This window comes from Propionivibrio soli, from assembly GCF_025770765.1.
In the GTDB taxonomy this organism is placed as follows: Bacteria; Pseudomonadota; Gammaproteobacteria; order Burkholderiales; family Rhodocyclaceae; genus Propionivibrio; species Propionivibrio soli.
In genome coordinates this window covers 156,199-181,786 of the sequence record NZ_JANZKY010000014.1, presented here as the reverse complement: position 1 = coordinate 181,786, position 25,588 = coordinate 156,199, and the positions used below count along the sequence as shown (strand labels likewise).

General features: G+C 59.1%; 20 protein-coding genes. 3 read left to right on the top strand and 17 right to left on the bottom strand.

Going from position 1 to position 25,588, the window contains the following annotated elements:
• Window positions 1–149 precede the first annotated feature (149 nt).
• From NZ453_RS16985 to NZ453_RS16975, 3 genes are all read right to left on the bottom strand, one after another.
• A complete protein-coding gene (locus tag NZ453_RS16985; protein WP_263771937.1) occupies window positions 150–920 on the bottom strand; it encodes a FadR/GntR family transcriptional regulator in 771 nt (256 codons plus the stop codon).
• 216 nt (window positions 921–1,136) lie between these two features.
• Window positions 1,137–3,620, bottom strand: coding sequence for a sodium-translocating pyrophosphatase (locus NZ453_RS16980; protein WP_263771936.1), 2,484 nt, complete (start codon window positions 3,618–3,620; stop codon window positions 1,137–1,139).
• A gap of 305 nt (window positions 3,621–3,925) precedes the next feature.
• Complete coding sequence (locus NZ453_RS16975) at window positions 3,926–5,008, bottom strand: PfkB family carbohydrate kinase (protein ID WP_263771935.1); 1,083 nt, start codon at window positions 5,006–5,008, stop codon at window positions 3,926–3,928.
• A 242-nt stretch (window positions 5,009–5,250) separates the two neighbouring features.
• Here NZ453_RS16975 and NZ453_RS16970 point away from each other — a divergent pair, with 242 nt between their 5' ends.
• The gene (locus NZ453_RS16970; RefSeq protein WP_263771934.1) at window positions 5,251–7,443 is read left to right on the top strand and encodes a dihydroxy-acid dehydratase domain-containing protein; all 2,193 of its coding nucleotides are present in this window, start codon (window positions 5,251–5,253) and stop codon (window positions 7,441–7,443) included.
• A 46-nt stretch (window positions 7,444–7,489) separates the two neighbouring features.
• Here NZ453_RS16970 and NZ453_RS16965 read toward each other — a convergent pair whose 3' ends face one another.
• The gene (locus NZ453_RS16965; RefSeq protein ID WP_263771933.1) at window positions 7,490–8,500 is read right to left on the bottom strand and encodes a serine/threonine protein kinase; all 1,011 of its coding nucleotides are present in this window, start codon (window positions 8,498–8,500) and stop codon (window positions 7,490–7,492) included.
• Window positions 8,501–8,720: 220 nt separating this feature from the next.
• Here NZ453_RS16965 and NZ453_RS16960 point away from each other — a divergent pair, with 220 nt between their 5' ends.
• On the top strand, window positions 8,721–9,476 hold the full coding sequence (locus tag NZ453_RS16960) for a fused MFS/spermidine synthase (RefSeq protein WP_263771931.1): 756 nt from the start codon (window positions 8,721–8,723) through the stop codon (window positions 9,474–9,476).
• Between the two features lie 11 nt (window positions 9,477–9,487).
• On the opposite strand, the gene NZ453_RS16955 is transcribed toward NZ453_RS16960, so the two are convergent.
• The 5 genes from NZ453_RS16955 to nirB form a co-directional block, all read right to left on the bottom strand.
• Window positions 9,488–9,874, bottom strand: coding sequence for a sirohydrochlorin chelatase (locus NZ453_RS16955; protein WP_263771930.1), 387 nt, complete (start codon window positions 9,872–9,874; stop codon window positions 9,488–9,490).
• Window positions 9,871–11,565: a bifunctional protein-serine/threonine kinase/phosphatase gene (locus NZ453_RS16950; RefSeq protein WP_263771928.1), complete on the bottom strand. Its 1,695-nt coding sequence runs from the start codon at window positions 11,563–11,565 to the stop codon at window positions 9,871–9,873. Before NZ453_RS16950 ends, NZ453_RS16955 begins: the two co-directional genes overlap by 4 nt.
• Window positions 11,566–11,641: 76 nt before the next feature.
• A complete protein-coding gene (locus NZ453_RS16945; protein ID WP_263771927.1) occupies window positions 11,642–12,859 on the bottom strand; it encodes a nitrate/nitrite transporter in 1,218 nt (405 codons plus the stop codon).
• 18 nt (window positions 12,860–12,877) lie between these two features.
• The gene (gene nirD, locus NZ453_RS16940; protein ID WP_263771926.1) at window positions 12,878–13,186 is read right to left on the bottom strand and encodes a nitrite reductase small subunit NirD; all 309 of its coding nucleotides are present in this window, start codon (window positions 13,184–13,186) and stop codon (window positions 12,878–12,880) included.
• Between the two features lie 21 nt (window positions 13,187–13,207).
• The gene (nirB, locus tag NZ453_RS16935; protein ID WP_263771925.1) at window positions 13,208–15,637 is read right to left on the bottom strand and encodes a nitrite reductase large subunit NirB; all 2,430 of its coding nucleotides are present in this window, start codon (window positions 15,635–15,637) and stop codon (window positions 13,208–13,210) included.
• A gap of 103 nt (window positions 15,638–15,740) precedes the next feature.
• On the opposite strand from nirB, the gene NZ453_RS16930 reads away from it, so the two are divergent.
• The gene (locus NZ453_RS16930; protein WP_263771924.1) at window positions 15,741–15,887 is read left to right on the top strand and encodes a hypothetical protein; all 147 of its coding nucleotides are present in this window, start codon (window positions 15,741–15,743) and stop codon (window positions 15,885–15,887) included.
• A 47-nt stretch (window positions 15,888–15,934) separates the two neighbouring features.
• On the opposite strand, the gene pepA is transcribed toward NZ453_RS16930, so the two are convergent.
• The 8 genes from pepA to NZ453_RS16890 all read right to left on the bottom strand — a co-directional run bounded on the left by pepA (window position 15,935) and on the right by NZ453_RS16890 (window position 25,561).
• Window positions 15,935–16,789, bottom strand: coding sequence for a flocculation-associated PEP-CTERM protein PepA (pepA, locus tag NZ453_RS16925; protein WP_263771921.1), 855 nt, complete (start codon window positions 16,787–16,789; stop codon window positions 15,935–15,937).
• Window positions 16,790–17,171: 382 nt separating this feature from the next.
• Window positions 17,172–17,699 (bottom strand): adenine phosphoribosyltransferase, encoded by a 528-nt coding sequence (locus NZ453_RS16920; RefSeq protein ID WP_263771920.1) that lies wholly within the window; start codon window positions 17,697–17,699, stop codon window positions 17,172–17,174.
• A gap of 5 nt (window positions 17,700–17,704) precedes the next feature.
• The gene (locus NZ453_RS16915; RefSeq protein ID WP_263771919.1) at window positions 17,705–18,994 is read right to left on the bottom strand and encodes an NCS2 family permease; all 1,290 of its coding nucleotides are present in this window, start codon (window positions 18,992–18,994) and stop codon (window positions 17,705–17,707) included.
• A 137-nt stretch (window positions 18,995–19,131) separates the two neighbouring features.
• Window positions 19,132–19,572: a DUF2721 domain-containing protein gene (locus tag NZ453_RS16910; protein WP_263771918.1), complete on the bottom strand. Its 441-nt coding sequence runs from the start codon at window positions 19,570–19,572 to the stop codon at window positions 19,132–19,134.
• Between the two features lie 14 nt (window positions 19,573–19,586).
• Window positions 19,587–20,906, bottom strand: a complete 1,320-nt coding sequence (locus NZ453_RS16905; RefSeq protein ID WP_263771917.1) for a hemolysin family protein — start codon at window positions 20,904–20,906, stop codon at window positions 19,587–19,589.
• A gap of 33 nt (window positions 20,907–20,939) precedes the next feature.
• Window positions 20,940–21,701 (bottom strand): TerC family protein, encoded by a 762-nt coding sequence (locus NZ453_RS16900; protein WP_338051180.1) that lies wholly within the window; start codon window positions 21,699–21,701, stop codon window positions 20,940–20,942.
• 90 nt (window positions 21,702–21,791) lie between these two features.
• A complete protein-coding gene (gene ybiB, locus NZ453_RS16895) occupies window positions 21,792–22,775 on the bottom strand; it encodes a DNA-binding protein YbiB (RefSeq protein WP_263771916.1) in 984 nt (327 codons plus the stop codon).
• A 14-nt stretch (window positions 22,776–22,789) separates the two neighbouring features.
• Window positions 22,790–25,561, bottom strand: coding sequence for a nitrate reductase (locus NZ453_RS16890; RefSeq protein ID WP_263771915.1), 2,772 nt, complete (start codon window positions 25,559–25,561; stop codon window positions 22,790–22,792).
• Window positions 25,562–25,588: the final 27 nt, after the last annotated feature.

Below are 25,588 nucleotides of genomic sequence, written 5' to 3'. Positions count from 1 at the left end.
ATCGCGTGCCCCACCTTCCCCGTCACCGTCGCCAGCGCACTCCCCGTCGCCAACGCCCCCAGCGCCAGCCCCACCACCACCCGCTTCAGCATCCTTCCACTCATGTCTAACTCTCCTCGATTGAAAACAACTACCACAAAAAGCCCGCGTTACCTCATGGGTACCGCGTTGCTGTTATTCGGTGGCGGTAGATTCTCCTGAACCTCGGTCTCTCCACCGAACGAAAAGTCCGTACTCTCTGGTTTGTTCCTGGCACGCCCCGCCGTGCGGGTCACCATGGCGCGCGACGCTTGCTCTGCGTAGTCCACGTTCTTGCGCCGGATGGCGTCAAACAACTCTCCGTGTTCCTTGACCGTCAGTTCCATATGAGGCGGGTTGTCGAGGAACGTGTAATCAAAAATTGCCCGTTGCAGGGCGCTCAGCGCATCGCTCAACTGTTGGATGACGAGGTTGTGCGTTGCCAGAAGGATTGCGCGGTGAAAGGCGATATCCGCCTCATGAAAAGCATGCGGGTCCGCGCGACTTGCTTCCATATCGTGATAGCTGGCTTCGATCGCCACCAAATCGACAGCGGTGGCTCGTTCCGCCGCCCAACGCGAGATCGTCGGTTCAATAAGGCTGCGCACTTCAAGCAGCGAGGAAATCAGCTCCGGGTTGGCTCCCTGTTCGAGCGCCCACTCGAGCACGTCCGCATCCAGGTAATTCCATTGCTCGCGCGGCATGACGAAAAGTCCGCGATGCCGTTGCGCGTCAATCAATCGCTTCGTGGAAAGAACCTTGATGACCTCACGCATGACGTTGCGCGAGACGGCAAAACGGGCGCACAGATCCGCCTCTGAGGGAAGCGCCGCACCCGGCGCGAACGCACCCTGCGTGATCTGCTTCCCGAACAACTGTGTCAGTCGATCTGTTTTGGTCATTTTTACCCTCCCGGCTTGCCTGCCGGCTGCGGAACAGTTCAACCAGTCGGTTGCCGTTCTCTTGTTGCGCGACACTTTGGCACCGCTATGGGGCAATGTCAACAAGATTGTAGTACAACTATAAAAAACTGTAATACAAACAGAATCGGCCGGATGAACAAAGAAAAAAGCCGGCGAGAACGCCGGCTTTTTGATGAAGCAACTAAAGAGAACTTTTTAGTTTTCGATACGCATTGCGTAAAAGCTGCGATACACAAAGATCAGATTCAGTGCCAGGAAGACCGCCGCCAAAGCCCAAGAGAGCCCTTGCTGTCCCTGCGCCACCAACCCAACGGCCATCTCGACAGCAAGCAGGCCGAACAGCGTCGTGAACTTGATGATCGGATTCATGGCGACGGAACTCGTATCCTTGAACGGGTCCCCGACCGTATCGCCAACGACGGACGCGGCATGAAGCTCCGTACCCTTGGCGCGCAGCTCGGTCTCGACGATCTTCTTGGCGTTGTCCCAGGCGCCGCCGGCGTTAGCCATGAAAACCGCCTGGTACAGGCCGACGATGGCCAACGAGATCAGGTAACCGATGAAGAAGAACGGCTCAATGAACGCGCAAGCCAGTGTGCCGAAGAACACAGCCATGAAGATGTTGAACATCCCCTTCTGGGCGTATTGCGTGCAAATGGCCACCACGCGCTTGCTGTCACCTACGTTCGCCTTGGTCGACCCTTCGTCGAGCTTCATGTTGTTCTTGATGAACTCGACGGCCCGGTAAGCGCCCGTGGAAACCGCCTGCGTCGATGCGCCCGAGAACCAGAAGATCGTCGCACCGCCGGTGATCAGGCCCAGCAGGAATGGCGGGTGCAGCATCGACAAGTGACTGACGTTATCGGTGAGCCCGTTGGTCAGCAGCATGATGATGGAGAACACCATCGTCGCCGCGCCGACCACCGCCGTACCGATCAACACCGGCTTGGCCGTCGCCTTGAAGGTATTACCGCAGCCGTCGTTCTCTTCGAGCAATTCCTTAGCCTTCTCGAAATTCAAGGTGATGCCGAAGGAATCCTTGACCTCGCGCTCGATATTCGGCAATTGCTCAATCGTCGACAACTCGTAAACCGATTGGGCGTTGTCGGTCACCGGGCCGTAACTGTCGACCGCGATCGTCACCGGTCCCATGCCGAGGAAGCCGAAGGCCACCAGACCGAACGAGAAGACCGCCGCCATGATCCCCGCCTTGGCTGGATCCGGGTTGATAACGTGCGCCAGATCGCCTTGCGAAACGATGTAGGCTCCAGCCATCAGGCCGGTAATAACCAGGCCCATCCAGAATGCCGAGAAGTTACCGGCCGTCAGCCCTGCGAGGATGTTGAGGCTCGCACCGCCCTCGCGGGAGGCCGTCACGACTTCGCGAACATGCCGCGAGTTCGTCGACGTAAACACCTTCACCACTTCCGGAATGATGGCACCAGCCAGCGTCCCGAACGTAATGATCAGCGACAGCTGCCACCACAGATTGGCGTATACCGCGCCGCCGATCGTGATGTTGCCGATGAGCATTTTGGACACGACGAAGGTGGCAACCAGCGAGATGATCGACGTCACCCACACCAACGAGGTCAGGGGCGCTTCGAAGTTGAAATGCTCCGAGTGTCCGAATTTGCCCTTCATCACCATTTCGTTGCCGATGTACGAGATACCGGACGCAACGATCATCATGACGCGCATGACGAAGATCCAGACAAGCAGCTGGACCTGAACCGCTGGCTCAGGCACGGCAAGCAGGATGAAGCTGACAAGCGCAACGCCCGTAACACCGTAAGTCTCGAAACCGTCGGCCGTCGGGCCAACCGAGTCGCCGGCGTTGTCGCCGGTACAGTCGGCGATTACGCCGGGGTTGCGGGGATCGTCTTCCTTGACCTTGAAAACGATCTTCATCAGGTCAGAACCGATATCGGCGATCTTCGTAAAGATACCGCCCGCGATACGCAGCGCCGCGGCTCCGAGCGATTCGCCGATGGCGAAACCGATGAAGCACTTCCCGGCCAGTTCAGGCGAGATGAAGAGGAGGATGCCGAGCATGATCAACAGTTCGGTGGAGATCAACATCATCCCGACCGAAATGCCGGACTTCATCGGGATCGAATAGACCGGGAACGGCTTGCCTTCGAGCGAGGCAAACGCCGTACGGCTGTTAGCCAGCGTATTGATGCGGATACCGAACCAAGCGACGCCGAACGATCCGGCGATACCAATCAAGGAGAACGCCAAGATCAGCGCGACTTCCGCAGCCACCATGTGCTGAACCCAGCCGAAGTAGGCCACGATGATGACGCCGATAAAAATCTCCAGTAGCAGGATGAACTTCGCCTGCGTGAGCATGTAGGTCTTGCATGTCTCATAAATCAGTTCGCTGACTTCAGCCATCGAGCGATGCACAGGCATCGACTTGATCTGGCTGTAGACGATGCCTCCGAAAGCTAGGCCGAGAAGGCAGACGATCAAGCCGTAAGCGAGCAATTGCCAGCCGCTCATACCACCGAGGAAGCTGGCGATGGCGGCATCGCGCAGATTCGGCAGCACGAGGTTAGCCTCCGAACTGGCAAAGGCAGAAGGCGCGGAACCGAGCAGCACGGAGGCCAAAAAGAGCGTGGCCGCACCCGCACTACCCGGCCGACGCGCGGATAATGAGCATGCAAGTTTCATGGACGTTCCCTTATAGAGTGAAAAAAGACGGTACTCGTTATATCGTTTTTTATTGAGTCATCCCCGGCTTGAGACGCCGATGTCATTTTTGTCGCACATGAAGCACATCAATGATACCGCGAGCGCGGCTGGACCGGAACTATCTGCCTGCACAGCGGAGCCTAGCGGTAGAGCAAAAAAAAAAGCCGTTCCAGCGAGAACTGGAACGGCTGAACGCAGGAGTGTCCTTTCCTGGTTAGCGCGACGCAAGGCAACGCGTTCACATAGCTTGCCGAGGCAATAATCGCGCTGAGGTACCTACCTGTTTAGCGCTGGACGCGTGCCGATCCGCCCTTGGCAAAACTCCTTACTTCTTCGACCGTCGCCATCGTTACATCGCCTGGATAAGTCGTAAGCAGGGCACCGTGGGCCCAACCTAGTCGCAACGCATCTTCCGGCGACTCGTTGGTAAGCAGACCATAAAAAAATCCGGCGGCAAATCCGTCGCCCCCGCCGATTCGGTCATACACGTCGAGCTCGGCCGTGGGAGCGGCATACGTTTTTCCATTGACCCACGCTACGGCGCTCCAGCTGTGCCGGTTGGTTGAATGGACGTCACGCAATGTCGTAGCGACGACCTTGATCTGCGGGTGCCGCTCGATGACTGAGTCGATCATGCCGAAAAACGCACTCGGGTCGAGTTTCGACTTTGCGGCAACCTCCGGCCCGGGGATGCCGAGGCTCTTCTGCAGGTCCTCCTCGTTACCGACGAGCACATCCACATGCTTGAGAATGCGGTCGAGAACCTGGACAGCGCGCTTCTCGCCGCCTGCGACATTCCACAGCTTGGCGCGGTAATTGAGGTCGAACGACACCACAGCACCGGCCGCTTTCGCCGCTTGCATACCCTCGAGAATCACGTCGGAGGTCGTCTCTGAGAGCGCGGCAAATATCCCGCCGCTGTGGAACCAGCGCACACCGCCGGCAAAGATGGTCTTCCAGTCGAAATCGCCCGCCTTGAGCATCGCACCGGCTTCGTTGGCACGGTTGTAGAACACGACGGGAGGACGGACACCCTGCCCGCGATCGCTGTAAACGGTCGCCATATTCGGCCCATTAACGCCGTTGTGCTTGAAGTGCTTGTAAAAAGGTTTGACGCCCATGGCACGAACGCTGTTGGCGATGAGCTCGCCGACCGGATAATCCACCATCGCGGTAACGATGCCGGTCTTCATCCCGAAGCAATCCGCGAGGTTAGCCGCACAATTGAATTCGCCACCGCTCACGTGAATCTTGCATTCGGCTGCCTTGCGAAACGGCACGGTGCCGGTGTCGAGTCGATGTATCAAAGCGCCGACAGAAACAAAATCCAGCGCCCCACTTTGCAGAATCTTCAATCCAGTGCTCATGTTTCCCTCTTTCGTTATATGAAGCTCCGGCTTGCCTTGGCGTACCAGAGCAAATCGCGACTCAAATCCGTGGCATTTCCGCTCGCGTTACTACCATTTTTTGGTCAGCGTCTCACCAAAATGGGATAGTGTCAACGAGATTGTAGTACAATTGTTCATTGGCTGTATTACAAGCACAACACGTGCAGATTTATAACTCGCTTGGCTGCTTTCGCGGCGTGTCGTTTTCCCACGGACCCCTCATGAACATTCCCAGCAAGGCCCCGATCAATCCAGAGTTCGCCCGCCTCCTCGTCATCGAACGCTTCAATCCCTATCGGGAGTGCATCCAAGGGCTTTCCAACGAACCTGTCACAGTGCAAGCGCTGTTGAAGCGCGCCGACGCGTTGTTGCAAGGCGAGCTGGACTTTGCCGGCTTGGGCGATTATTCCCAGCATGCGATCGTCGAGCGGCTAGCTGCGAACCGTCCTCGCATCTGCATCATTCAAGGCTCGGCGGACCATCCCGCGCACCTCTTCGATTACGAACATGCACTGCGCGCCGCGGCAAGAATCTGGCAGAACGGCGGTGTGCCCTTCACATTCGGGATTCCGGTCATCTGCGACGGCACGGCACAGAGCAATATCGGGCAAAGCTATTCGCTCGCTTCGCGCAATCACACAGCGATGGCGATCAATATCAACTTCGAAGGCCACAGCTACCACGCCGCCTACGTCATTTCCGGCTGCGACAAGACGCCGACCGGCATCCTCTCGGGCCTTGCCGCCACCGACCGGGCCCGACGCCATCCAGAACGCGGAACAGCGCCCGTATGGGCCGTTTTCGTACCCGCTCATGTCATGCGCGGCGGTACGATCCCGCCGGAGACGCGCCGGAAGCTGCGCGAAATCCAGGAGGCGGCCCGCGCGGCCGGCGACACACAACTCGCCGACGATATCGAGGAAAATTGCCGCTACATTCTGCAGTGCTCGTCGGGCGAAGCTTTCCTCGGTCATCTGGACCGTGCCGTCGAGCACAGGCTGATCGAGCAAGCGGCCGCTGAGACGATACTCAACGAACTCGCTGCCGCGACATGCGACGACAAGGGCGGCATTTGCGCCTTCAACGGCAGCGGTAACTCGTCGCGTACGCTCGTCTCCGCGCTCGGCTTCGTGCCACCTGAGTCGGAGTTGCTCGTGGACGAAGCACCGACCGCTGTTGTGGCACGCAATGTCGACCAACTTTTCCGCCTCATCAACAAACCCGAGTACTCGGTGTGTGAAATTCTCGGGCGCAATTACGCGAACGCCATCCGGGTACACAACGCGACGGGCAGCTCAAGCAACCTCATGCTGCACATGCCGGCTGTCATGCGCTACGCCGGTTTTGATGTCTCGTTGTTCGACTACGAACGGATCCGCGATGCGCATGCAGTACCCGACGTCTTCGCTCATAGCTTGACCGAGAATCGCGATACGTTCGTGCTCGCGCAGCAGGCGCAGGCTGGGTTGCATCACGGCATCGCCAGCCTCTACAAAGTGCTCGGTGATCTGGAGGTGCCAATGGACTGGGACGCGCCGACAGTCGCCGGCAAGACTTGGCGGGAAAGGATCGCGGCACTCGACTACGCCGTTTCTCCAAAGTTGCCGCAGGAGAAATCCGTCATCCGCATTAAGCCCATTCGCGATATTTCGGGCACCGACATCATGCGCGGCAATTTCTTCTCGTCGTGCACCCTGAAAGTGGCCGGGATGGCAACGGACATGTATCGACGTTTCGATGGACGCGTGTTTCTCGTTCGGTATTACGAGAACGAAGCCGAGTGCAACGAGGAACTCCGCTCGACGGGGCTGGCGGAAACGCTCGCCCGCATGCCGGAGCTGACGCCGCAATTGCTTGCCGCGTTCGCGCGCGTCAATGGCGGACGTACAGACGGCAAAGCGGACGATGCCTTGTCGATGATCAACGACGGCACGCTGGCCTTCGCTTTCGTGATCGCCGGGCAAGGGCCGAAAGCGTTCGGCATGCCGGAAATGTTCGCTCCGAGCCAAAGCCTGCGTCACCATGGTCTCATCGAGAAGTCATCGATTCTGATGACCGACGGACGCTACTCAGGGGTCACCAAGGGTGCCTGCATCGGTCACACCGTCCCCGAGGCCTATGCCGGCGGCGGCATTGGCGCCCTCATGAATGGCGACGTGTTGTGGGCGCGGTTGAGCGAGAAGCGCCTCGATCTGCTCGACATGGACTTCTTCCTCGCCGGCAAACGTGTTCCCCGCCCGGGCGCACCGATCGCCGAACGCCACGAACTTGTCGCCGCCCGCCGCGCGCGCATCGAGCAGCGGCAGCTTCAGATTGCCGCCTGCAACATTCTCGACAACTACTCCGATGCCGAATACGGCGTGGTTCCGATGGCTGTTCATCGGCGCGCCACGCTGCGCTGGTCGACCAGGTAAGGTAGAGAAACCACCGGGGCAACTCGCCCCGGCGGAGCTTCGCAAGTCAGACGTGAAGCGGCGGCTCGTCCATCAGTGCGATCTGCTCCCGCAGCTCAAGGATGCGATCTTGCCAATAGCGCGGCGTATCGAACCACGGGAATGCGGCCGGGAACGCCGGGTCGTCCCAGCGCCGCGCCAGCCAGCCTGCATAGTGAATGAGACGCAGCGTACGCAGTGCTTCCACGAGCAGCAACTCGCGGCGGTCGAATTCGCGAAAGTCCTCGTAACCTGAAAGCACCTCGCTCAATTGTCGCGATTGCTCCTCGCGGCTTCCCGAAAGCAGCATCCACAAATCCTGAATTGCGGGACCCATGCGCGCATCGTCGAAGTCGACGAAACACGGTCCGCCGCCCTCAAGCCATAACACGTTGCCCACGTGACAGTCGCCGTGCAAACGCAAAGCGGCGTACTCGCCGGCGCGACTGAAACACTGGCGTACGCCGTCCAGCGCCTGGTCAACAACGCCGAAGTAAACGTCTTCAAGGTCGGGCGGCAAGAACCGGCCGCACCTCAGGAGGTCTCTCGGCTCCTCGCCAAATGTACGGATGTCCAGCCTTGGTCGAGCCAAAAATGGTCGTGTGGCGCCGACGAGGTGAATGCGTGCGATGAATCGCCCCATCCACGCCAGCGTGCCGCCGCTGTCGAATTCAGGCGCTCGCCCACCTTGCCGCGGGAAAACGGCAAAACGCAGATCGCCGAACGTGTGGAGCGTTTTCCCCGCGATGGCTTTCGGGGCTACGACCGGCAGCTCGCGCTCAGCAAGCTCGGCGGTAAAACAATGTTCCTCGAGGATGGCCGCGTCCGACCAGCGGCCCGCCCGGTAGAACTTAGCGACGAGCGGCGCGCCCTCTTCCATGAATACTTGGTAGACGCGATTCTCGTAGCTGTTAAGCGCGAGAAGCCGCCCGTCCGGACGGAGGCCGACGCTTTCCAACGCGTCGAGCATCGAATCCGGAGTCAGCGTGGCAAATGGAGTGGCGTCCGGGTTGTTTGCTGAGCGACTGGAAGAGTTCATGCGGCCGGGCCAAGTAAGACACGTTGAAAAAGCAGCCGCAGACGAGCCGGCGGCCAAAGGATTCCCCTGTGTAGTGTACTGTAGTCCCAGCGCTTCGACGCACCGAGCATCGGGGCCGTCGCGAACACGCCAGATCCGCTCCTTGGTGGCACGCCCGGCTTTCCCCCTCTTGCCCAAGACGCTAAGATTCCATCCTTGTTTTCAGCACGTAGTGCATGCGATGTCGAACAATACCATCCAGGTCAGCGAACAAGCGGGCGTCCGCTATCTGCATTTCAGCGTCGATTGGATCCAGGGCGCCATGCGCGTCGCCCGCCCGAACGCCCTCGAGCTTTCCTACACACGCGAGATGATGGCCGGCCTGCTGCTGCGTGATTCTCCGTGGCCACGGAAAGCGCTTCTCATCGGGCTTGGCGCGGGATCGCTGGCAAAGTTCATCTACCACAACTATCCAGCAACGCGGATCACCGCGATCGAAATCGATCCGCAGGTTGAAATCGTCGCCCGCCTGCATTTCAAGCTGCCGTCAGACGCGACGCGCTTGAATGTGATCATCGGGGATGGTGCCGAATACATGCTGCAGGATGGCGAGAAGTTCGACGCCATCCTCGTCGATGGTTTCGACAAGGACGGCCGTGCAGGCGTCCTCGATACGCATCCCTTCTACCAGGCGTGCCGTGCCCGGCTCAGTGACGATGGCCTGCTCGCCGTCAATCTGCTCGGGCGAAGCCGGGGATTTCAGGAAAGCGCGGAGCGCATCGCGTCCGCCTTCGACGGCCGCTCGCTGGTATTCCCGTCATGCAACAGCGGGAACTCCATTGCCTTCGCAACAGGAGGCAATCCGGTCGACATTTCGATTGAGGACTTGCGAGTGCGCGCCGAACAATTGCGTCAGGACACCGGCCTCAACCTTCTGCCGACGCTGCCTGGGCTTAAATCGGCGGGAAAGCTCGTAAAGAATCGCTTGGTCATCTGACCGATCGGCACTCAGTTCTTTGTCAGGGTGGCGATGTGCCTAGCCATTGCCAGGATGACCGATTCGGTTTCTCCAATCGGTCCGGCAAGGTCGAACTTCGTATGCGGATGCAGCGCCCGCAACTCGTCGAGCAGCTTCGGTACATCGCGTTTCAAGTGCCCGCCCTGTGCGATGAACATCGGTACCACCACAATCCGTTCGAAGCCCTCATCGATCAAGTCCGTCGCGCACTCGCGCAATGTCGTCGGCATGAGTTCGAGAAAGGCGATCTCGATGCGTTGCTCCGGTTCAACCCCTCGGACCGCTTCGCGTACCCTCGATAGAGGAGCGGCCCACCCGGGATCTCTGGCCCCATGCGCGAAGAGAATCAATGCCGTTCGGGTTTTGATCTCGGTCATCGGCTCACATACAAAAGCAACAGTAGGTTCAATACGAAGGAAACGGCGGCAACCACCCGCCACGTACGGACTGGGTCGCGAAGGGCGATTGGAGTCCGCGGCTGACGCTCGACCGGGTGCCGGGCGCCGCGCTCTAGCGCCAAAAGAAACTCCTCGGCCGTCTCAAAACGCCACGCTGGATTCTTCGACACGGCTTTGAGCAAAATGTTTTCGAGCCAGCCGGGAATTTCCGGACGGTAACGCGTAGGTGCGATGGGTTCGCCGAACTTCGGGTGCTGGAACGGCTCGATCTCGCCGTAAGGATACTTGCGCGTGAGCACGTGGTAGAGAGTCACGCCGGCGGCATAGAGGTCATGTGCTGTCGAGGATGGCGCACCGGAGAGGAGCTCCGGCGCCATGTAGCTTGGCGTTCCGGGAACCCCCGTAACCACGCTTTTTCCTCCGTCCTCCTCGGAACGACTCACGGCCACGCCAAGGTCAAGGATGCGCAGAAGCCCATCCTGCCCCACCAGAATGTTCGCTGGTTTGATATCGCGGTGCGCAATGTCGAGGCGATGGAGGACCGCAAGACCCCGCAAAAGAGCGATCCCGTGCTGGACGACGTCGCCGACGCCGAAGTGCATCCCGGCGTCAAGAAGAACTTGGAGTGTCGCCCCCTTATGCCATGTCTGCAAATAGTAGAGGGCGCTGCGCCGCTCGGCAGGCACCACCTGGGCGAAGTATGGCGAAACGACACGCCGCGCGCGCCACTCTTCCATCAGCAACGCCCTGATTTCGTCGACATCGTCGGCAAGTTCCGGCCTCAAGGTCTTCATTACCAGCCGCTGTCCCGAGTCGACGTCGGTCACGCGGTAAAGCCGCGTCGTCCGGGAGTCATGAAGAATCTCGTCGACGCACCAGCCATCGAAAACTTGTCCCGGTCGCAATAACGGGGGAACCGGCAAACGGGCGGCACCTTCGAGCGAATCGCGGAAATGGATCTCCGGCAACGACTCCACACGCAAAATGAGGGCGGTCGCGTTGTCATGACCGCCAGTCGCCAGCGCGAGGCTGGCCAGGGCAGCGGCCGCCGTCTGGGGGTCGGGTTGCGCGAGCAGCACTTCCCGTAAGCGTTCCTCGCCGAGCGGCCCCCACACGCCATCGGAACACAGGAGAAACGTATCGCTTGGCGCCAGTTCACCGTCGGAGAAATCGAACTCGATGCGCCGATCCATGCCGATGGCACGCGCAAGGACGTTCTGTAACTCCGGCAGATCCCATGTGTGGTCGTGAGTAAGCCGGGTAAGCGCTCCGTCACGCAACAGATACAAGCGTGTGTCCCCGATATGGACGCAAACATACCTCCGGCCGCGCAGCACGAGCCCTGTAAGTGTCGTCGCCATGCCAGCGAGCGCTGAATCACGCCCGCCTTCGGCGATGATCCATTGGTTCAGCGCGGCGAGGACCTTGTCGAGAGAACGCGGGATGCTCCAGGTATCCGGAGTCGCGTAATAATCCGCCAGAAGCCCGCGTACCGCATATTCGGCAGCCTCCCGCCCTCCGCTGTGGCCACCGACACCGTCGGCAATGGCGGCGATCAGTCCCTTGTTCTCAAGGTCCGCTCCCTCCGGTGTAACCGCCCCGCAGAAATCTTCATTGCCTTCGCGAGGACCGGTAAGCGATGAATGCCCGAGAGTGACGGTAAGTGGCATGACCGACGCGCGATTGGATGAAAACCCGAGTTAAGCACGAGGCATGCGCGGAAAACAACCGCCGCGTCTCCCGAGGTCAGATTTTCGCCGTCGTCAGGTGGGCGGCGCCCCAAGTGGTTCGCCAACGGTATTTGACGCTGCTCAACCCGATCAGGGCGAGTACCGCCAGGCCGGCAAAGATCAGGAACCCCAGACGATAGCTTCCGGTCATTTCCTTGGCATAGCCGAGAGAAGACGCCAAGTAGAAACCACCTATACCACCCGCCATGCCGACGAGTCCGGTCATAACGCCAATCTCCTTGCGGAAGCGTTGCGGCACAAGCTGAAACACCGCGCCGTTACCCATCCCCAGGGCGAGCATCGCACACACGAAACCCACGAGGGCCATCCACGCATGAGGCAAGCCCGAACTCACCATGGCGAGGAACGCCGCCGCAATCACGTACATTGCCGAGAGGCTTTTGATGCCGCCGATGCGGTCAGCGACATTGCCGCCAAGCGGGCGCACCATCGAACCCGCCATGACGCACGCCGCCGTAAAGAAGCCTGCCATCTGCGCATCAAGCCCATACTGCGTGTTGAAGTAGATGGTCAGCGACGAGGCGAGGCCGACGAAACCGCCGAAAGTAACCGAGTAGAAGAACATGAACCACCAGGCATCCTTGTCCCGCAACACCTTCAGGTACTCGGCGAGCGATTTAGGTGCTGGGCATTCCGGCGCGTCTTTCGCCATCGCCATATAAAGGACGAAGACGACGACCAGCGGGACCAACGCGAGGCCAAACACGTTTATCCAACCAAACGCAGCGGCCAAACTCGGCGCCACGAGCGCGGCGATCGCCGTACCCGAGTTGCCAGCCCCTGCGATCCCAAGCGCGGTTCCTTGGTGTTCAGGCGGATACCAGCGCGAAGCGAGCGGCAGAGCGGCGGCGAATGAAGCGCCAGCGACGCCAAGGAAGATTCCGAGAATAAGCGTCTGCTCGTACGAATGAATTCCGAACAGCCAGGCTACAGCGAGGCTGAGAATGACGACAATCTGCCCGATGGCGCCAGCCGTCTTCGGCTTCAGGTGATCGACGAGAACACCCATGACGAGTCGAAGTACCGCCCCGGAAAGCACCGGCGTAGCGACCATCAGCCCCTTTTGCGCGTGAGTGAGCCCGAGGTCCTTGGCGATCTGCACGCCCAGAGGCCCAAGCATGACCCAGATCATGAACGCCAGGTCGAAATACAGGAAAGCGGCGAGCAAGGTCGGTCGGTGACCGGCTCTCCAGAACGATTTGTCAGCGGCCATGATTCCTCCGGATCGAGATCAGATTTCGAGAAAAACCGCCCCACCCTCGACCTTCGAGGAATAGCGGCGAGCACAGCCAACATCCGGAGCGACAGCCTCACCCGAATCCAGGTGCAACCTCCACCCATGCAGCGGGCATGTGACCTGCGTTCCGTGCACCAGTCCCTGCGACAACGGGCCACCCTTGTGCGGGCAGGCGTCGCGCAAGGCGAACACTTCATCGGTCGAAGTGCGGAAAACCGCGATGTCCCCGGCCGCCGATTTGACGACGCGCGATCCGAGCCGCGGAACATCCTCGACCCGGCAAATCATTTTCCATTCAGCCATTTGATCTCCTGTAGGGTCGCACTAGACGGACAACGGTTCGTATTCCTGCCGTTCGACGCCGGCGATCCGCTCCTTCCAAGGATCCTTTGCATCCTTGAGTGCATCGAGCAGGCGCCCATGCAGCGCCTTCCGGTTCTCCTCGTCTTCGACGACCTTGCTCTTCGCGTAATCGAGTCCGACGCGAGCAAGGTAGTGACAGGTACGCTCAAGGTAGAAACCTTCTTCACGATAAAGCTGCAGGAAGGCTCCCGTGTACTCCATGACCTCCTCGTCGTTCTTCACCTTGGCGAAGAATTGCGCCACCTCCGTCTTGATGCCCCCATTGCCGCCGACATAGATTTCATAACCGGAATCGACGCCGATGACGCCGACATCCTTGATCCCGGCTTCCGCGCAATTGCGCGGGCATCCCGAGACGGCGAGTTTGACCTTGTGCGGCGCGTACATGTCGAAAAGCATCTTTTCGAGCTTGACGCCCATGCTCATCGCGAGTTGCGTTCCGAAACGGCAGTGCTCCAGTCCGACGCAGGTCTTCACGGTCCGGATCGATTTGCCGTAGGCGTGGCCGGAAGGCATGTCCAGATCCCGCCAGACGTCGATGAGGTCTTTCTTCTTGATGCCGAGGAGATCGATGCGCTGCCCGCCGGTAACCTTGATCGTCGGCACCTGGTATTTCTCGGCAACGTCGGCAATTCGCCGCAGTTCGTCGGGCGTCGTCAGCCCGCCCCACATCCGGGGAACGACGGAATAGGTCCCGTCTTTCTGGATGTTGGCATGCGCGCGCTCGTTGATCAGGCGCGAGCGCGGGTCGTCCTTGGCTTCCTTTGGCCAAGTGGAGATCAGGTAGTAGTTGAGGGCCGGTCTGCATTTATCACAGCCGTCAGGCGTCTTCCACTCCATGAAATGCATGATGTCGGCGATGCGTACCAGACGATGCTCGCGGATCGTGTCGCGGACTTCCTGGTGCGAGTGGTCCGTACACGCGCAGACGGGTTTCTTGTTCGACGCGGCCGGCGTATAGGCGCCACCGATCGTCGCCGACAAGATCTGTTCGCAGAGCCCCGTGCACGATCCGCACGAAGACGAGGCCTTGGTATATTTTCGGATTCCATCGAGCGTGAAAAGCCCGTGCTCCTTGATCGCCTTGACGATGGTTCCCTTGCTCACGCCGTTGCAACCACAGACCTCCGCGCCGTCGGCCATCGCCGCCGCCTTGCTGTGGCCTTGGTGACCGACGTCACCGACGTGCGCCTGACCGAACAGGAGGTGATCACGGATCTCGTGGATGTCCTGGCCATCACGCAGGAGCTGGAAGTACCACGGGCCATCGGCAGTATCGCCGTATAACACGCCGCCGACGAGCTTGTTGTCTTTGATCACCAGCTTTTTGTACACGCCGCCCGCCGCGTCGTTGAGAACGATTTCCTCGGTGTCCGATCCGCCCGTAAAGTTGCCAGCGGAGAACAGGTCGATGCCGGTCACCTTGAGCTTGGTTGACGTTACCGATCCTGCATAGCGTCCGATGCCGAAGTTGGCGAGATGGTTGGCTGCGACCTTACCCTGCTCGAACAAAGGCGCGACGAGGCCGTATACCGTGCCGCGGTGCGCGACGCATTCACCCACGGCATAGACTTTCGGGTCGTAGGTCTGCATCGTGTCATTCACGACGATGCCCCGGTTGCAGTAGATACCGGCCGCTTCAGCCAAGGCGGTATTGGGCCGAATCCCCACCGCCATGACGACGAGGTCGGCCGCTATTTGCATGCCATCCTTGAAACGGACGGCCGCGACTCGCCCGCTTTCGCCGGCGATCAACATCTCAGTCTGTTTCTGCAGGAGGAACTTGAGCCCGCGGTCCTCAAGCGACTTCTGCAGCATCTTGCCCGCCGTCTCGTCCAACTGGCGTTCAAGGAGCCATGGCGCAACATGAACGACGGTCACGTCCATACCGCGCAACCTGAGGCCGTTCGCTGCTTCGAGCCCAAGCAATCCTCCCCCGATCACGACAGCGTGTCGGTAACGCTTCGCCGTCTCGATCATCTCGTCAGTATCTTTGATGTCCCGGTACGAGATGACGCCCGGAAGATCATTCCCGGGGATGGGCAAAATGAACGGGTTCGAGCCGGTCGCCAGTAGCAGTCTGTCGTAAGGCGCTTCAGTACCGTCCGTCGCGATCACGCGGCGCTGCACCCGGTCGATACGTGTGACAGCATTGCCCAAATGGAGCCGGATGCCATTACCCTCATACCAGTCATGGTCGTTGAGGATAATGTCCCGGATCGTCATTTCTCCGGCCAGAACCGGAGAGAGAAGTATGCGGTTGTAATTCGGATGCGGTTCAGCACCGAACACAGTGACGTCATAAAGGTTGGGGGCGATCTTCAGCAACTCTTCGAGTGTGCGCACACCCGCCATTCCGTTACCGACCATCACCAGCCTGGGTTTGCTCATGTCCATGACTCCGCAAGAGAACATCGTGTCCGATGCCTTTGCGCAATCACTGTGCCAGGAGCTTTAGGGCATTGATTCGTTAAGAGGTTTTGGAGAACACAGAGTGAATATCAAGCAAATCGGCGCACCATGCGGGGGCATCGTGCGCCGACCGAAAGCAGCAATGGTGCATCAAGGCGCGGTAAAAAACGCTAATTTATTGATTATCCACACATATAAAATGGTTTTTGCCGCAACCAATCATTGGTGAAAAATAACAACAGCATGATGGCTCACCACGGGCAGTGACGCCTCCCCTTAACCTCCGAACACTTTTCGACGCCGAACCACGCCAATTGCTGCCATACCGAGAACACCCAGCATGAGAGTACCAGGCTCGGGTACGGTGGTGGATAACGTCGCCTTTCCTCCATCGGTTACGACAAAGTAATAGGGCGAATTAGCGTACGGAGTACCATCGCATCCTGGGCCAATGAAGCCCGCGGCCTTGCAGACAATCTCGGAGACGACGGTCGGGGACGGGGAGAAATCGATCATGTTGTCGATATCGACCGCAAAACTCAGATCGCCCGACTGGCTGAGATCTTCCCCGCCGGTCGAGAAGAAATAACCGGGAAGAATGCTGCCGGCAACCGCCGCGCCGTTCATGTGTGCGGTTCCACTCGCTGAGCCAAACCCGGATGTAATCAGGAAGGACGCAATAAGCGTCCCGTCGTTCGCTCCAAACATGACGCCTGGGTTCGAACTCGCCGAACCGAAATTGAATATGGAGTCGGAGTAAAGGCTGAACAATCCCGACGTGAATGCAAGCGCTCCGGTCAGAGCGTTAAGCGTACCCGATACGGAATACGTCAGAGTAACGTCGCGTACACCGATCGGTGACACGCCATCCGGCTGCGTCAACTGATAGGCGCCCAGTTCCGTGAAGCTGAGAATCGCCGGAGTGGCTGGGTTGAACTGGCTCATCGCGAACCCTGATCCATGGACGCTGATCGCCGAAGTTGCCGGTACTGCACCGGACAGGCCTGTGCCTCCCGCGTTAAAACTCACGATGGCTGCATGCGCAACCGAAAAGCCGATCGAACTGGCGAGCATTAGCCCTGCGAATAGAGAACGTCGCGCTACTTTGCCCAAAAGAGGCATCGGTTCCATCTGTTTTCTCCCGAGTACGAATACCGATCACTTGCTGTTGGTATTCTGATTGTGACCACGGCCTCGGAGATGGTAGCTGGCTGCCAATTGCCGATGCCGCCCGACTAAACTATCCTCATACTATATACATTTCAATCCAATATATGTGAACTATTTATGTCAAAGGAAAGTTAAAAATACATCATTCATGCTCATAAAGACAAAATACAGCCAATATTTTTTGTACATATCAACACAGAAAGTCTGTATACATAACATCAATTGTAATTCACGCAGCAAGACCTAGGGCCGATAAACGACCCTAGGCGCAACCTAACGTGATGAAAGGCAAACAAAAAACCCGGCTTGCGGCCGGGTCTGAGAAGTGGCAACAGGTCGCGGATCAGTACGTGAGAAGAGCGAAGCCGGCGATACCTGCATCTTTCAAACGGGCGGAACCGCCGAGAGCCGGAAGATCGATGATCACCGCGGTCTCGACGATCTTTGCGCCGAGACGTTGCATCAGCTTGGCGGCCGCGAGGATAGTGCCGCCGGTCGCGATGAGATCATCGACGACGAGCACGTGATCGCCCGGATCGGCGGCGTCCGTATGCACCTCGACGGTGGACTGCCCGTATTCAAGCGAATACGACTCACACACCGTATCGAAGGGCAGCTTCCCCGCCTTGCGCACGGGGATGAAACCGCAGCGCAGCCGGTAAGCCAGGGCGGCGCCCACGATGAATCCGCGCGCATCTATTCCCGCGACGGCATCGATGTGAGCCGTCGCGTAGCGTCCGGCAAAAGCCTCAATCAACTCGGCGAAGGCCTCGCCGTCACGCAGAAGAGGCGTGATGTCACGAAACTGGACACCGGGTTCGGGCCAATCGGGGACAGTGCGTATGCGGTCGTAGAAGTACCCGGTGTCCATTGGCGTTACAGGAAAGCAAACTTGAAGACGAAAATCACGGCGATGACGGCAACCATTGGCGACAGGTCACGGGTGCGACCGGCAATCAGTTTGGTCGCCGCGTAGGTAATGAAACCAAAGGCAATGCCGTGGGCAATCGAGAAGGTGAACGGCATGCTTATCGCGGTGACGACAGCGGGAGCCGCTTCGGTCAGATCATCCCAGTCGATTTCGGAAAGGCCACGGATCATGAGCACCGCCACGTAGCAAAGGGCGGGTGCCGTCGCGAAAGCCGGCACCGTTCCGGCGAGCGGCGCAAAAACCAGCGCCGCCAGGAACAACGCAGCAACGACCACGGCCGTTAGCCCGGTACGTCCCCCGACCGAGGTTCCGGCGGCGGATTCGATATACGCCGTGGTCGACGACGTTCCAAGCAGCGAGCCCGCAACGATCGCACCCGAGTCCGCAAGCAGCGCTTTTTTCAAGCGCGGCAATTTGCCGTCTGCATCCAACAGACCTGCCCGGTGGCAAACGCCGATCAAGGTACCCGAGGCATCGAACAACTCGACCATGAAGAAGGTAAGCACGACGGTCAACAAGCCGGCGTTCAAGGCGGCGCCAATATCCATCTGCAGGAACGTCGGAGCAATCGAAGGGGGCGGTGCAATGACGCCGCCAAACGGGGTCAGACCGGCAAGCACGGAAATAACGGTCACGGAGAGGATGCCGATAATGATGGCACCTGGCACTTTTCTTTGTTCGAGCGCAACGATGAGGATGAAACCGGCCACCGCAAGCAGGGTACCGGGGCTATGCAGGTCGCCGAGCGTCAGCAATGTGGCCGGATTCCCGGCGATGATTCCAGCGTTCTTCAGCCCAATGAGCGCAAGAAAGAGCCCGATACCGGCGGAAATGGCAAATTTCAGCGACCGCGGTATCGCATTAACAATGGCTTCCCGCACCCGGAACAGGCTGACAATGATGAACAAGACGCCGGAAATAAAGACCGCGCCCAAGGCAGCTTGCCACGTAAATCCCATTCCCTTCACGACGGCAAATGCGAAGTAGGCGTTCAATCCCATTCCAGGGGCCAACGCGATCGGATAATTGGCGTAGAACCCCATGATCGCGGAGCCGAGCGCCGCTGCCACGCACGTGGCAACAAACACGGAGTCCTTTGGCATGCCCGCTGCCGAAAGGATGTCCGGATTGACGAAAATAATGTAAGCCATGGTGAGGAAGGTCGTGATTCCTGCCATGACTTCGGTGCGCACGGTTGTTCCGTGCTCTGATAGTTTGAAATAACGTTCAAGCATGGTTTTCCCCACCCGGAAAAAGTGGGGATTTTAGCCCGGGAAAGCACGACACGGTTACCGAAAAATGAAACGTCGGCACGAAATCTCTGTGATCTGTGTCGCACTTCACACACAGGCCGGTCAGTGGGGGACGTACGTTAGAATCGGCTGATGTTCAGGCCAGCACTGACGCCTAAGTAGACCTCGCGAAGGAACATTCCGAGCGAGCCGATCATCGAGCACATGGCAAGGATGAAGAGAACGGCGACCGCTTTCGACAGGTCGACCGCGATGAGCGCGCCAATGAACGCGCCCGCCACCACGAGGCAAACCAACAACGCAGCCAATACCGCAAACAGGATCCCGAAATAGACGAGGTGGATGCGCCTGACCAATCCGCGCAATTCCTGCTTGAGCTCATCACGCGGCGCCTTCCCTCCGTTCAGCAAACGATCCTCGAGGAGGCGTCTGCGATCAACGATGCGCCCTAAACGCGCGTTCATCGCATTGATCATCGTGGCGATCGCAGTGAGCAGGAAGACGGGCGCCACCGCCAGCTGAATGACGCGCGAAATGTCCGAGATGTGGGATTCCAGCATGCCGCGCCCGACGGCTACGACTCCCGTTCCGCCACCAAAGCTGCGGAATCGCGTCGCCTCTCGACCAGCACCTTGTCGACCCGGTTCTTGTCCATGTCGATGACTTCGAAGCGGTATCCAGGTGTCTCGAAACTATCGGTCACCGAAGGAATCCGCCCGAGAACGTACATCATCAGGCCGCCGAGCGTATTGAACGCATTGTCGTCCTCACCCGGCAGGTCCTCGTCAATATCGGCCACCGATTTGAGGCGTTCGATGCTCACACCGCCGTCTACCAGCCAGGACCCATCGGCACGTTCGGCGATGTCCAGTTCCTCGGTCGTATCCGATGAGGGCAGATCACCGACGATCGACGTCAGCACGTCGGTCAACGTGACAAGCCCCTGCAATTCCCCATATTCGTCTACGATCAAGGCACACTGCTGGTGATGCTTGCGGAAGCTTTCAAGGAGGTGCGTGGTCGTCACGCCTTCCGGCACGTAGAGTGGCGGCCGAAGGTATTGGAGGACATCAAGTTTTTCGCCGGCCAAGGCCGCTTTGAGCAGGTCCGCTGTGCGCAGAATTCCGACAATGTGGTCAAGGCCGTCACGGCACACGACGATCCGCGTGAAGGGGCTCTCTGCGAGGCAGGTGCGAATTTCCTCGTCAGGGCTATCAAGATCGAGAACGTAAATGTCGTTGCGGTGCGTCATGATGGCGCCGATGCGCTGCTCGTCGAGGCGCAGCACGTTCGACACGATCGCCTGTTCGCTTTCGTGGAAAACACCGGCTTCGGCGCCCTGCTCCATGAGGACGTTGATTTCGTCGTCGGTCACCGGCGGCTCTTCCCGACGGCGGGCACCGATAAGCTGCAGAACGAGGCTGGAGGAACTGGAGAGCAACCAGACGAGCGGCCGCGTCACGCGCGCCAGCATATTCATCGGTGTCGCGATCAGCGAGGCGATAGTCTCGGGAGCCAGGAGGCCCAGCCGTTTCGGCACAAGCTCGCCCACGACCACCGAAAAATAGGTCAGGGCCACCACGACGACTGTCAACGCCAGGCCGCGAGCGTACGGCGCCAACAAGGCCACGCCCGACAGCCATTGGGTTAGAGGATCGGCCAAGGCATTCTCACCGATCGCACCGCTCAAGATACCAACCGTCGTAATCCCCACTTGAACGGTTGAAAGAAAAGCGGAGGGCTCGTTGTTCAGCGCCAATGCCGATTCGGCCCCCGGGCTTCCATCATCGGCAAGCTTCTGCAAACGCGCACGCCGCGAAGACACCACGGCGATCTCCGACATCGCGAGGACACCGTTCAGCAGGATCAGAAGAACGAGGAGGACGATATCCATCAAGCGTCAGACGCGTCAGTGAATGGCATGAGGTTAGTCCGAATCCCCGTCGCCATAACGTTCACGCAGATGCACGGGTTGAGCCCGCTTCTTGCGCATGCGCAGATTGAGCATCTCGACAGCGAGCGAAAACGCCATTGCAAAGTAGATGTAACCCTTCGGCACGTGATGTCCGAGCCCGTCCGCCACCAAGGCCACACCCACGACAAGCAGGAACGACAAGGCCAACATCTTGACCGTCGGATGTTCCGACACGAACAGTCCGATGCTTCTGGCAAAGACCATCATCAGCCCCACCGAAGCAATAACGGCGGCGATCATGATCACTACGGTGTCAACCATCCCGACAGCGGTAATGATCGAATCGAGCGAGAAAACGAGGTCGATAACAATGATCTGAAAGATGATCGCCGAAAACGTAGCCTTGACCTTCGTCTCGCGGTGCTCCTCTTCGCCTTCAAGCAGTTGATGGATCTCTTGCGTACTCTTCCAGAGAAGGAACAAACCGCCGCCGATCAATACCAGATCACGCGGCGAGAACGGCTTGCCAAGAATCGAGAACAAAGGGTTGGTGGCACCGACGATGTACGACAGCAGAAGGAGCAAGCCAATACGCATGAACATCGCGAAGAACAGGCCGAGCTTACGTGCCGTTTCCCTGTTCTGCGGCGGCAGTCGGTCGACAAGAATCGAAATGAAGATGATGTTGTCGATGCCGAGCACCAATTCCAGGGCCGTCAACGTGAAAAAGGCGACCCACGATTCGGGATTGGCCAATAAGGTCAGAATATCCACTCAATACACCTCAGATGAGAACCGTTCGCTATGTAATCGCACGGATTATAGCGGAGGCGAGATTAATCACCGAAGCCCGGACGGGGTAGCTTATGCGAGCGCAAGGCCAAAGCCATCGACGGCGACGATAGCTTTGGCCTGGTTGAAGTCATCAGCATAGCCGGTAGCGTACAGAGCGCACGCCAACTGGTTGGCGATGGGCGGCGGCACGGCAACCGCTCCGGCCAGGACGCGGCGGATCCAGTCCGCCGTCGTTTTCGCGTCACTGGCATCCGGTAGATGAGGCAGAGTCTTCAAGCTATCGTGCTCGGCCTCGAATAGCAGCTCGCATTCGCCGTCATGCAGGTACTCGATACGGGGACGGCGCTTGGGATTAGCGAAAGGCTCCCCTTCGGTTGCACGCGACAACAGTGTACGCGTTCCCACGCTTCGCAGAACTTCCCGCATGTTATCGATGTACTCGGGATGAGTAGCCGCTGTTATGAGGAGACTTTCGCCTTTGAACGGATCGATCATCTTGACCAGGCTGTGTGCGCTGTTTCTGAGTCCCAGCCGGCTACGCAACGCCAACTGCACGCTCAATCCGGAGGAAATGACAGACAACGGCACATAAACGAGGCCGGTGTCGTCGAGCATCTGTTGGGCCTGGGCAAGGCCGTTGGCCGGCATGACGCCGAGTTCCCTGAATATCTGTGCGGTGGTCACACGACCGAAACCTTCAATGAGTCCGTGCACGAGGACCGGAATATGGAACCGCCGCAACAGCAGTGCCAGCAACGGTGTGAGATTGGGCCCTTTGCGAGCGCCGTTATAGGAGGGCAGCACGACGGGCCGCGTCGATCCCGCGGGGCGCTTCAAACCAAACAGGCGCTCATTCGTGGCGGCAAGGAAACCGCGCATCTCGTCGACCGATTCGCCCTTCATGCGCAAGGCGATGGCCACGGCGCCCAGTTCGAGATCGGGAACACCGCCATCGAGCATTGCGCCATAGAGAAGCTGCGCCTCCTCGTACGGCATGTCGGTCGCCCCCTCGCTGCCGCGTGCAATCTCCCGGATTAACTGTGCGAAATTCATTTATCTTCGAATCCTCAGGCGGCCAATCCCGTTGGTTCCGCTCTCGTGAGCAACCGTTTCACCTCCGGCACGCAGGAACCGCAAAAGGTTCCGCATTTCAGATTCTCCTGCACTCTCCCCAAATCGGCACCGGCTTCCGCTTCGCTCCTGATCTGCCTTTCCGTGACGTCAGCGCACTTGCAGACGACTCGGCTGCGCTCGGGCAAGCGACTCGGCGGACTGCCAATAGGTGCCATAGCCCAGCGAATCATCGCCGCATCAAGCGTACCGTCGGCCATTACATCCTTCAGCCAGGATTGGGCCAGCGTCTCGCCTGCCAGGCGAACGCCAATCAGCCTTCCATCTGGCGCCAAGGCACGTTTGCTGATCTTTCGCTGGTTGTCGAAATAGACGATGGCGGCCGCCTCGTCGTCGAGGCCGAAGAGAGCGTCAATTTCCCTCAAGCGCTCATCACTCAACGCGTCTTCTGCCGCCGCGCGAAAGACCACGAGCGGTTCTCCCCGGCCATAAAGCCCGATCGAGGCATAGGCGAAACGCGGCAGAACGCAACGCGCACGCTCAAGCAGCGACAGAGCTGTCGCACAGCCTTCCCCGGCTTTGCGTAACACGACGAGTTGCCACGGCAGGTTAGCTTTCTCGATCGTCACTGCGGCGTGTTTCAGTTCGGGCTGAAACGAATAGGGATCAGCGGCAGGATTAGTGAGCGCGTTCACGCCGGGATTACTCATGAACTGAGTGCCCCAGTGCATCGGCATCCATGCCCGGCCAGGGAGCAGCCCCTTGCTTGGCTTGACGCGAGCGACAATACTGCCCCGTGCGCTCAAAACGCTGATCAGATCGCCTCCCCGTAATCCGCGTTCCCGCATATCGGACACATGCATCGAAACGACGGGCTCATCGTCCGCATTGAACAAACGCGCCACCGTGCCCGTTCGACTCATGCCGTGCCATTGGTCACGCAAGCGTCCGGAGATCAAACTCAAAGGATAGGCGTTGCCCGGTTCTTCCGCTGTGCCACGGTGCTCGACGCGGACAAAGCGGGCGCGGCCATTTGCCGTCTGAAACACGCCGTCCTCGTACAAACGCAACGCGGGTCTCTGTTGTCTTTCGCGGAACGGCCACTGCTGCGGGCCAATCGTATCGAGCAGATCGTAGCTGAGACCAGTAATGTCGAGGTCCCGACCGCGTGTGAGTTGTCGATGCTCGTTGAAAATGCTCTCCGGGGTTGCGTATGGAAACAGGCGGGTCGCGTCACGGCCATTCTCCAAGCGCTTGCCAAGACGGAGCGCGAAGTCGGCCGCAACAGCCCAGTCCGGCCTCGCCTCTCCCGGCGCACCGATCGCCGCCGCGATGTGCGTGATGCGCCGCTCCGAATTGGTCACCGTCCCTTCCTTTTCTCCCCAGGTGGTTGCAGGCAGCATCAGGTCGGCAAAGGCCGCCGTATCTGTGTTGGCATAAGCTTCCTGTAAAACGACGAATTCCGCTGCGGAGAGCGCCGCGCGTACGTCTGTTTGATCTGGGAGCGATTGGGCGGGGTTGGTGCAGGCGATCCACACGGCTTTGATCTCACCTCGCTTCAAAGCGGCGAACAACTCGACCGCCGTCTTGCCCGGTTTTTCAGGAACGGAAGGAACACCCCAAAAGCGCGCCACTTCCTCGCGGTGAGTCGGATTGGCGAGATCGCGATGCGCCGAAAGGAGATTGGCGAGACCGCCCACTTCGCGGCCGCCCATCGCATTCGGCTGCCCAGTCAGCGAGAACGGCCCGGCTCCAGGCTTCCCGATCTGCCCCGTCGCCAGATGTAGATGAATCAGCGCCGCGTTGTTGTGAGTGCCATGCACTGACTGGTTCAATCCTTGGCAGTAAAGGGAGAGTGCGCCTGCGGCGCTGCCAAACCACCGGGCCGCTTCGATGATGTCCGCTTCGGCTAACGCGCACATTCGCGCGGCCATGTCAGGTGGATAAGCAGCGACGATCTTTTCTAGTTCATCAAAGCCTTCCGTGTGCGCGTCGATGTACGCCCGATTGATCCTGTTCTCGGCGATCAAAACGTGCAGCATCGCGTTGTACAGGGCGATGTCTGAGCCGGGCTTGAGCGCCAAATGCAAATCTGCCATCTCCGCCGTTTCGCTGCGTCGGGGATCGACGACGATGATTCGGAGTCTGGGATTGGCGGCTTTCGCATCCTCGATGCGGCGAAAAACGATGGGATGCGCGATTGCCGGATTGGCCCCCGCGATCAGCAGACACTCGCTCAACCCGATGTCGTCATAGCAACATGGCGGCGCGTCGGCGCCGAGCGTCTGTTTATACCCAGCGACCGCCGACGACATACAGAGCCGTGAGTTGGTGTCGATGTTGTTCGTGCTTATCAGGCCCTTGGCGAGTTTGTTGAAGACGTAGTAATCCTCAGTGAGCAACTGGCCAGAAACATAGAAAGCGACACTATCCGGGCCGTGAGCACGGACGATTTCGGCGAAACGCTCAGCCGCATGATCGAGCGCCGTATCCCAACTTACTCGCTGACGACCCTCGCCGCGGGTTTTCCTCAGCTCCGGATAAAGCAGGCGATACTCATGCCCCGTGGTCAGATGCAGCGATGCGCCTTTGCTACACAATCGCCCATGATTTGCCGGATGCTCCGGGTCGCCCCGTACGCCGACAATACGGTCGCCCTCACTCTCGATCAATAACCCGCAGCCGACGCCGCAATAACAACAAGCCGACTTTGTGAGTTTCACCATGCCGTATCGCTCCTCCCGCGTATCGAGCAACAGGTATGCCATACACAAGAATCATGGCGTTATTGAGAC